The sequence below is a fragment of the bacterium genome (genome assembly GCA_018814885.1).
In the GTDB taxonomy this organism is placed as follows: domain Bacteria; phylum Krumholzibacteriota; class Krumholzibacteriia; order LZORAL124-64-63; family LZORAL124-64-63; genus JAHIYU01.
Genome location: JAHIYU010000138.1, coordinates 1 through 9288, shown reverse-complemented (window position 1 = coordinate 9288; position 9288 = coordinate 1). Strand labels below are relative to the sequence as shown.

The 9288-nt window shown below is 67.7% G+C and carries 7 protein-coding genes; 6 read left to right on the top strand and 1 reads right to left on the bottom strand.

Annotated elements, in window-relative coordinates; all coding sequences use genetic code 11:
• From KJ554_09885 to KJ554_09875, 3 genes are all read left to right on the top strand, one after another.
• Positions 1–1233: TonB-dependent receptor (locus tag KJ554_09885; GenBank protein MBU0742646.1), on the top strand; the 1233-nt coding region annotated here is incomplete at its 5' end.
• A gap of 299 nt (positions 1234–1532) precedes the next feature.
• Entirely contained in the window at positions 1533–2546 is a 1014-nt protein-coding gene (locus tag KJ554_09880) for a hypothetical protein (protein MBU0742645.1), read from the top strand.
• A gap of 409 nt (positions 2547–2955) precedes the next feature.
• Positions 2956–4035 (top strand): choice-of-anchor J domain-containing protein, encoded by a 1080-nt coding sequence (locus tag KJ554_09875; GenBank protein MBU0742644.1) that lies wholly within the window; start codon positions 2956–2958, stop codon positions 4033–4035.
• Positions 4036–4108: 73 nt separating this feature from the next.
• On the opposite strand, the gene KJ554_09870 is transcribed toward KJ554_09875, so the two are convergent.
• Positions 4109–5512, bottom strand: a complete 1404-nt coding sequence (locus KJ554_09870) for an MATE family efflux transporter (protein ID MBU0742643.1) — start codon at positions 5510–5512, stop codon at positions 4109–4111.
• Between the two features lie 334 nt (positions 5513–5846).
• Here KJ554_09870 and aroA point away from each other — a divergent pair, with 334 nt between their 5' ends.
• The 3 genes from aroA to KJ554_09855 form a co-directional block, all read left to right on the top strand.
• On the top strand, positions 5847–7184 hold the full coding sequence (gene aroA, locus KJ554_09865; GenBank protein MBU0742642.1) for a 3-phosphoshikimate 1-carboxyvinyltransferase: 1338 nt from the start codon (positions 5847–5849) through the stop codon (positions 7182–7184).
• Complete coding sequence (aroC, locus tag KJ554_09860; GenBank protein MBU0742641.1) at positions 7181–8299, top strand: chorismate synthase; 1119 nt, start codon at positions 7181–7183, stop codon at positions 8297–8299. The genes aroA and aroC overlap by 4 nt, the downstream gene beginning before the upstream one ends.
• The coding region (locus KJ554_09855) for a tyrosine--tRNA ligase (protein MBU0742640.1) at positions 8296–9288 on the top strand (993 nt) is incomplete at its 3' end. The genes aroC and KJ554_09855, both read left to right, overlap by 4 nt.

Below are 9288 nucleotides of genomic sequence, written 5' to 3'. Positions count from 1 at the left end.
GGCGACCGCCCGGGCACCGACGCCGAGAACTGGCACGCGTCCGCACGCGCCGTCGGCCGCACGGGCCGGAGGGAGATCGAACTGCTGGCCGGCTACGCCAGCCGCGCGTTCGGCGCCCTGGATTTCTACGCGCCCTTCCCTTCGTTCGAGCACACGCAGGCCCTGTTCGCCGGCTTGAAGCTGCGCGCCGATCTCTCCGACAAGATCGTCATCGAGCAGCGTCTGGGCGGACGCCGTCACCGCGACCGCTTCACCCTCGTCCGCGACGATCCCGACCTCTATCGGAACGACCATGCGACGCGCCGCGCCTCGGCCGAGACGCGCCTGCTCGTCGATGCTGGCTACGGCCTGTCGGTGGCCACGGGCGCGGAGGCCGTGTACGAGGACATCCGCAGCGACGGCATCCGCGGGGGAACGGCGGGGCCGGCCCTGGGCGACCATGAGCGCCGGCGGGCGTCCGCATCGCTGGAGGTCACGGGCCGTCACCTTCCCCTGCGCTGGAGCCTGGGCGCCCGGCTGGATGCCTGGTCCGGCATCGAGCCGACACTCTCGCGATCGGCGGCTGCGAGTCTGGATCTGGGCGGTGGCATCCTGCTGCGCGCCTCGTCGGGCACCGTCTTCCGCGTGCCGACCTTCACCGAACTCCACTACGAGGATCCCGCCAATCGGGGTGATCCCGGCCTCTCTGCGGAGCGCGGCTGGTCGTGGGATGCAGGCGGCGAGGTGAGGCGCGGGCCCTGGACCGTGGTCTGGGAGTATTTCACGCGTTACGAGCACGATCTGATCGACTGGGCGCGGCCCGCCGCCGCCAGCGACGAGCCCTGGCGCGTCATGAACATCGCCACGGGAGAAGTACGGGGCTGGACCCAGGCCTACCGGCTGGACACCCCCCGCGGCGATGTCGTCTATCTCAACCATTCCTATCTGGATCGCAGCCGCAGCCTGCCCGACGACCACGTGGCCAAGTACGGCTTCCTGGCGCCCCGGCACCTGTTGTCTGCCGGCGTCGCCGTGTCCCTCCCGCATCACATGCAGTTGACGCCCCAGGCGCGTTACCGGGAGCGATCCGATGGCGAAGGGCATCTGGCCGCCGACCTGAGGGCCACCTTCCGGTGGACCGCATGGCGGCTGCACCTCGACGCCACCAATCTCTTCGACCGTGCATACGAGGAGGTTCCGGGCATTCCCCTGCCCGGCCGGCGGGTCACCTTGACCACGGCCTTCGTGTTTTGATCGCTGGCTAGATATTCTGACCATCTCTGCCATGGGTTTGATTCGAGATTTTCCGCATCACCGGCAGTATCGTAACTCCATTGATTGCAATACAGTCTGATATGAACAAAAAAATGTGGTATTCCTGGATTATGCTATTGCATTGGCTTGCAGAAATATGTTAGAGTTGTATTACTCAATAGGCCATAGCCCTCAGGTTTTTTTTTGATGGTAGGGCATGGAGTTAGCTCTTCGAGGGTTTTTTCGAATGTCACCGAAAAGCCCGCACCTAAACCCAACCCATTCAAGGGGGGACATTCATGCGTAACTTGATGAAGCTGCTGGCCGTGGTCGCCGTCGTGGCGATGATGGCCGGAGTGGCCTTCGCCAACACGATCGAAATGATGAAGGGGGACAGAGCACCTTTCAAGCCCCAGTCGGACACCACACGCGGCCTTCTGGACTGCAGTGCCGTGACCGAACTGACGAACCCCTACTACAACTTCCATTTCATCCCGAGCGTTGGCAACGTGGATGACTGGGGTCACGGGTACTTCATCCACACCGGTGGCGAGGTCGTCTTCCACTACACGTTCCCCGCCAGCACCTACGGCTGGGACTGGGCGTTCAGCTGGGTCGCGCCTGCGGGTGGCTGGGTCGACTGGATCGGCTCCACGCTCGGCTGCGGCGAGGAGTTCACTCAGTACTTCTCCTGGGGTGCCGAGGGCGGCTCCACCATCAGCGGAACCGGCGGCTGGGACGGCGAGATCTGGATGGTCCTCGACGGTGAGTACGGATTCGGCGACTTCTACATGGAAATCTCCTTCTCGGCGTCGCTGTACGTTCCCTTCGACTTCTGCGCCGACGTCCTCGACGTCTCCGGCAGCGGCCTGTTCTATGGCGACACCTGCGACGGCTACAACACCCCGTCGGGCTCGTGCATCCTCATTCCGCCGAGCGACGTGCAGTACTACGCCCTGGCTCCCGAGGACTACTACGGCGTGTTCATGCCCGCCGGCTCGACCTTCACCGCCCACATGACCAGCGACGTCTGCGACGCCAGCATGCGCGTGCTGGACAACTGTCTGGAGCCCGTGAACTGCGTGGGTTACATGGACTACTACTGGTCGGGCAATCCCCCGGAGTTCGAGGAGACCCTGCCGTTCACCAACGACACCGGTTTCGATGCCCTGTTCTACCTGGTCATCGATGCCTATCAGGGCCCGACCGACCCCGAGTGCTGCGGCACGTACGAGCTGGACTTCACCTCGACCGGTGGCGCCATCGCCAACGAAGAGATGAGCATGGGCGCTGTCAAGGCCTTGTGGCGTTAGTCCAGAACCCATGAGGACCGGCTTCGCCGGTTGCGACGAGGAGGCCCCGGATTCTTCCGGGGCCTCTTTTTGCATATGGACGGGCGCTCCCGGTATTCCAGCCCGGCCGCGGCGCCGGCGTGGACGAACCGGGCGGGGATGTGTTCGGATCCGGCGCCGCCCGGCCGCGAGAAGCCTTTTCTCAACTTGTTGTCGGGGAATGGGTAACGGGAATACTGGGCATGGGGGCGCTCGTGTAAGAGTGAAACAACAAAATATCTAATAAATAATCATCATTCGTGCCGATAATCATGGTATCATTGTTGAACAAGATCGTTCGGGGTGGTTTGCTAGGGGGCGGGTCGAAGGTATCGGCGCGTCTCGAGGGTTCTCTCCGGAGAAAGGGATGGATATGAGGACAAGATCATGGATGGTCGTGATTCTACTGGTTGCGCTGACGGCGTCGGGAGCCGTCGCGAAGGATCAGCAACGCATGGACGGCATGACGTTCGGGACGATGAACCGCCTGCACGGTCCGGTCTTCTCTTCCCGCGCCTTCTTCGAGGGCTTCGAGGCGGCGGTGCCTCCGGTCGGCTGGTCCGCCGTCGTCAACAGCGACCAGACCTGGAAGCAACTGGCGATCGAGGGCGGCAGCGTCGAGGGCGCCTTCGCCGCCTACATCCGCTGGAGCGAGACGATTCCCCAGGACGAATCGATCTCCTTCGCGCAGACGGTCGATGTGGCCGGCGGCGAATACGTCCTGAGCTTCTGGATGGCCGGCGACCGCGAGACCGAGTGGGCCGACGACTCGGTCGAGACCGTGGAGGTCGACGGCGCGGTCGTCTTCGACTGGGATTCGACACCCGGCGGCGGCGGCCACTACGTGTTCGAGAAGTACTTCGTGGATCTGACCGCCTACGACGGCCAGACCGTGGAGATCGCCTTCCGCTACGTCGGCCTGGATGCGAACTCCCACTACCTGGACGCCGTGATGGTGGACGACGGCACCGGGTACGATCCGCCGCCGCCCCCGCCGCCCCCGGCCAACGACCTCTGCGAGAACGCCATCGGCCTGCGCGAGCAGGGCCTGGAGGTCTTCGAGATCGACCTGTGCCTGGCCAACGACGACTACAGCGCCGGCGAGTTCGGCACCAGCTGCACGGGCTATTCCTCCGAGGGCCGGGACGTGGTCTACAAGATCCACCTGCTGCAGGGCGAAGCCTTCATCGTGTCGATGCAGGGGGCGCACGACGCCTCGCTGTGGCTGGCGACCGATTGCGCCGACCCGACCGGCACCTGCGTGATCGGTTCCGATACGACGATCGGTGACGGCTACGAGCACCTCCCGCCCGACGGCGACCCCGGCTGGGTCGTGCCCGCCGACGGCTGGTACTACCTCTTCGTGGACGGCTTCGGCGCGGACTCCTGCAGCGACGTCACGATCACGATCGACGCACCCGTTGCCAACGCCGACCTGGATTGGGGCAGCGTCAAGAGCATCTACCGTTGAACGACCGGCAACGGCGAACAAGGCCTGCGAAGCCCCGGGTGATCCCGGGGCTTCGTCGCTGCGGCGGATGCTGCTACCGGTGGAAGATGCGCACCTTCTGCCAGCGCCCCGACTGGAAACGTCCCCACAGGGCGACGGCCTGGAGCAGGTAGCAGACCGATCCGCCCAGCCAGGCGGTGGTCACGTTGCCGCCCCTCTGGCCGATCAGGTACCAGGTCATGGGCAGGAACAGTCCCCACATGATGATCATGGTCACCAGCATGACCGGTCGGGTGTCGCCCGCTCCGGTCAGGATGCCGCTGCCGACCATGCGCAGGCCGTCGGCGAACTGGAAGCCGGCGGCGATCACCACCAGCGAGCCGCCGAAGGCCATCACGGCGGGATCGTCGGTGAAGATCCTGAACATGTTCCCGCGCGCCACCAGGTAGATCGCCAGCAGGGTCAGGCAGTAGTAGATGCCCAGCTTGTATACCTGCCGGCCGTAGGACGCGGCCCGCTGCGGGCGCCGGGCGCCCATCTCGTTGCCGGTCAGGACCGAGCCCGCGGTGGTCAGTCCCCACATGGGCATGAACGAGAACGACAGCAGCTGGATGGTGATCTGACTCGCCGCCAGGGACACCGCGCCCGCCCGGCCGATCAACGACGTGAAGACCGCGAAGGAGCTCATGTCCACGAACCCCTCCAGCGCCGACGGCTGGCCCACGCGCACGACCTGCAGGATGGCGCGCGGGTCGAGCCGCCGCGGCTTGTGGATGCGGTAGCGCCGCCGGTTTTCGCGCGGCAGGACCGCGGCCACGATCAGGATGAGGGCGTTGACTGTGGTGCCGATGCTCGTGGCGATCGCCGCCCCCTTGACGCCCATGGCCGGCGCGGACAGCAGGGTCGCGCCGCCCACCGCGAGGCCGCTCCAGCCGAAGATCAGCCAGACGTCCAGCAGGGCGTTCAGGACGTTGGCGAAGATCCCGGCCCACATGGGCGTGCGGACGTCGCGCCGTCCCTGGAAGTAGCCGGTCAGCGCGAAGAGCACCTGGGTGAACACGGCGCTCAGGGTGCGCCACCTGATGTACACGTAGGTGGCGTCCACCACCTCGGGCGGGTTCTTGATCAGGGGCAGGAATTCGTAGCTGTAGTAGCCGGCGACCGTCAGCAGCGCCCCCGTGACCAGCGAGAGGTAGACCGTCTGCCAGGTGTAGTGCCCGACGGCCTCGTCGTCGCCCTTGCCGTGCGCCTGGGCGACGAAGGTGTTGCTGATGCGGCTGAGGTTGTTGAACAGGCTGTAGGCGGCCCATGTCAGCATGCCGCCGAGCCCCGCCGCGCCGAGCGCCAGGCTGGAGAAGTGGCCCAGGAAGATGGTGTCCACCGTCCACATCAATGTCATCGAGAGCGTGGTCATCACGATGGGCGTGGCCAGCGATACGATCTCGCGTCCGTGGTGGATGCTCAGCAGGTTCAGCGGGCCGCGTGTTCTCTCGTTCATGATCATCGCAAGATAGGGGGGCGACTCCGCTCGTGACAAGAGTTGCTTGAGGGCGTGCGGGCTCCCGCACGGCATGTTGATGGGCCAGGCGATGGAGATCTGCGGCTCTCTCGCCAGGACGCTCGCGGACGACATCCTGTCGTCCGCTCGCTCGACATCCAGAGCCCTCCGCCGTCCGTGGCTACGGGCTCTTCCTGACGCCCGGCGAGAGAGCCGCAGATCTCCATCGCCTGGCGGATGCCGCACGGTAGCCAGCACGCCTTCAGGCAGCAGTTGCCATCGCAAGAACAGTCGGCTACGTTGCGGTTTCGAGGGAATTGCACGCCGGCCGAGGATGCCGATCATGTCGCGTCTGATCGAACCCGCCAAGGGACCGTTGCGGGGGACCGTGAAGGTGCCGGGGGACAAGTCCGTCTCCCACCGCGCGGCGTTCTTCGCGCCCCTGGCGGACGGCGTCTGCCGCGTACGGGGATGGCTGGAGGCCGAGGACACCGGTCGCTCCCTGACGGCCGTCGAGGGCCTGGGCGCAGCGGTCCGGCGCGCGGGCGACGAGCTGCTGATCGGGCCGGGGTCGTTTCCCGCACCGGGCGCCGTCGCGCCCGGTTCACCACGGGTGGACGTCGACTGCGGCAACAGCGGCACCACAGCTCGGCTGCTGATGGGGTTGCTGGCCGGGCGCCGGGCCCGCGTGCGGCTGGACGGCGACGCCAGCCTGAGGTCGCGACCCATGGCCCGGGTGGTCGATCCGCTGCGCGCGATGGGCGCCCGCATCGACTACGCGGGGGAGGCGGGCCGACTGCCGGTGCTGGTCGAGGGCGCGATCCTGCGCGGCATCGACTATCGCCTGCCCGTGCCCTCGGCCCAGCTCAAGTCGGCGCTGCTGCTGGCGGGTCTGTGTGCCGTCGGCGAGACGGTCGTCAGCGGCGGCGGCGCGTCCCGCGACCACACCGAGAAGATGCTGGCGGCCATGGGCGCCGACCTCGCGGTCGGCGATGATCGCTGCGTCCTGCGGCCCGGTCGTCGCCTCGGCGCGCTGGATCTCCCGGTGCCCGGCGACCCGTCGAGCGCCGCCTTCCTGGTGGCCGCCGCGGCGCTGGTTCCCGGCAGCGAGGTCGATATCCGCGACGTGATGCTCAATCCCACGCGGACGCGCTTCCTGGACATCCTGGCGGACATGTCGGCAAACCTGCGGGTTCGCCCCGACATCTCATCGGTCGTCGAGCCGGTCGGCGGGATCAGCGCAGGCCACGGCGCGCTGAGGGCCTGCGAAATCGCGGGCCCGGGTGTCCCCGCCCTGATCGACGAGCTGCCCCTGCTGGCCGTGCTGGCGGCCCGCGCCGCGGGGACGACCCGCATCCGGGACGCCAGGGAGCTGCGCTACAAGGAGTCGGACCGTATCGCGACGACGGCGGCGGGCCTGCGCGCGCTGGGCGCCGACGTGGTAGAGCACGAGGACGGCCTGGACATTGCCGGCAATCCGGACGGTTTCCCCGCCCGGGGAGTCGCGGAGGTGGTCACGCGTGGCGATCATCGCATCGCCATGGCCTTCGCCGTGGCCGGTCTGGCCTCGCGCGGGGGAGTGCGGCTGGACGACGACGCCTGCGTGGCGGTATCATTCCCGGACTTCTTCGGGGTTGTCGAAGATCTACAGCGTGGAGGCGCGGCGACATGAGATACCTGCTCGCGGGTGAGAGCCACGGCCCGGCCCTGGTCTCGGTGATCGAGGGTTTCCCGGCCGGCCTGCGCCTGCGCGAAGCCGATCTGGACGCCGAGCTCTCGCGTCGTCTCGAGGGTTACGGCCGGGGTCCGCGCGCCCAATCGATCGAGACCGACGCCTGCCGGATCCTGGCCGGCCTGTGGAAGGGCCGCACGCTGGGCTCGCCCCTGGCGGTGATGATCGAGAACCGGGACTTCGCCAGGCGCGGCGGCAAGCCCCATCCCGACTGGCCGGCGCCGCGTCCGGGACACGCCGATCTGGCCGGCCGCCGGCGCTACGGCTACGACGGTTTCGCGCAGGTGGCCGAGCGCGCCAGCGCCCGCTCCACGGCCGGCGTGGTGGCCGTCGGCGCCTGCGCCAAGCGACTGCTCCGGGCCGTGGGCATCGAGGTCTGGAGCCACACCGTGTCGCTGGGCGGCCTGGCGGCGCGCGGACCCGAGCCCTCCGTGACGAGGCTGCGTCGCGTGCGCACGGGCACGCCGCTGCGTTGCCTGGACCGCAAGGCAGAGCGGATGATGGTCGCGCGCATCGACGAGGCCCGCGCCGAGGGCGTGACCCTGGGCGGCGTGACCGAGGTGGTCGCCTTCGGCGTGCCGGCCGGGCTGGGCACCTACGCCCAGCCGGATCGGCGGCTGGACGCGATGCTGGCGGCGGCCCTGGTGTCGATCCCCAGCGTGAAGGCCGCCGAGATCGGCGACGGCGTGGCGGTCAGCGCCCGCGACGGCCAGTCGGCGCACGACGAGCTCTTTCCCGACGGCGACGGCGGCGTGCGGCGCGAGACCAACCGCGCCGGCGGACTGGAAGGCGGCGTAACCAACGGCGAACCGGTCCGCGCCAGGGCCTACGTCAAGCCCATCTCCACCCAGCGCAAGGGATTGCGCAGCGTGGACCTGAAGACCGGCAGGCCCCGGTGCGGCTCCTGGGTCCGCTCCGACACCTGCGTCGTACCGGCCGCCGGTGTTGTGGCCGAGGCGGTCGTGGCCTGGGAACTGGCCGTCGAACTGATCCGCTTCCTGGGCGAATGCCCCCTGGGCGAACTCGTGGCACGCTTCAAGAGGACCACAGCATGAGCGAAGAGAAATTGCCCCGCGCCGACTTCCTGCCGGCCCTGAAGGAACGCGGCTTCTTCAAGCAATGCACCGACGAACCGGCGCTGGCCGAGCTGCTGGAGTCTGAAGTCGTCACCGGCTACATCGGCTTCGACCCCACCGCCGACTCGCTGCACATCGGCAGCCTGGTGCCCATCATGGGACTGGTGCATCTGCAGCGGCACGGACATCGCCCCATCGCCATCGCGGGCGGCGGCACCGCCATGGTCGGCGATCCCAGCGGCAAGACCGAACTGCGCAAGATGATGACCATCGAGCAGATCGGAGCGAACCTCGAAGGCATCAAGGCCCAGCTCGCCCACTACCTCGACTTCGGCGACGGCCCCGCCGACGGGCTCATGGTGAACAACGCCGACTGGCTGGTGTACTGGTCGTACATCGATTTCCTGCGCGAGATCGGGCGGCACTTCAGCGTGAACGTCATGCTCTCGCGCGAATCGGTGAAACAGCGGCTCGAGACCGGCATGTCCTTCATCGAGCTCAACTACATGATCCTGCAGGCCTACGACTTCATGGTGCTCAACCGCGATCACGGCTGCCGCCTGCAGATGGGCGGCGACGACCAGTGGGGCAACATCGTCTCGGGCATCGACCTGACCCGCCGCGTGAACCGCCAGGAGGTCTACGGCCTGACCTTCCCCCTGATCGCCACGGCCAGCGGCGCCAAGATGGGCAAGACCGCCGCCGGCTCCGTCTGGCTGGATGCCCGTCGCACCAGCCCCTACGACTTCTTCCAGTACTGGGTCAACGTGGACGACCGCGACGTCGCGCGTTTCCTGGGGCTCTTCACGGTGCTGCCCATGGACGAGGTGCGGCGGCTGTCCGCCCTGCAGGGCGCCGACATCCGCGAGGCCAAGCATGCGCTGGCCTGCGAGGTGACCAGCATGTTGCACGGCGAGCGGGAGGCGGCGGCGGCCGAGCAGGCGGCGGCGGCGCTGTTCAGCGGCGGC

Coding starts and splice junctions, on each gene's coding strand:
- KJ554_09880 (MBU0742645.1), top strand. CDS start 1,533: ATGCGTAACTTGATGAAGCTGCTGGCCGTGGTCGCCGTCGTGGCGATG.
- KJ554_09875 (MBU0742644.1), top strand. CDS start 2,956: ATGGTCGTGATTCTACTGGTTGCGCTGACGGCGTCGGGAGCCGTCGCG.
- KJ554_09870 (MBU0742643.1), bottom strand. CDS start 5,512: ATGAACGAGAGAACACGCGGCCCGCTGAACCTGCTGAGCATCCACCAC.
- aroA (MBU0742642.1), top strand. CDS start 5,847: ATGCCGATCATGTCGCGTCTGATCGAACCCGCCAAGGGACCGTTGCGG.
- aroC (MBU0742641.1), top strand. CDS start 7,181: ATGAGATACCTGCTCGCGGGTGAGAGCCACGGCCCGGCCCTGGTCTCG.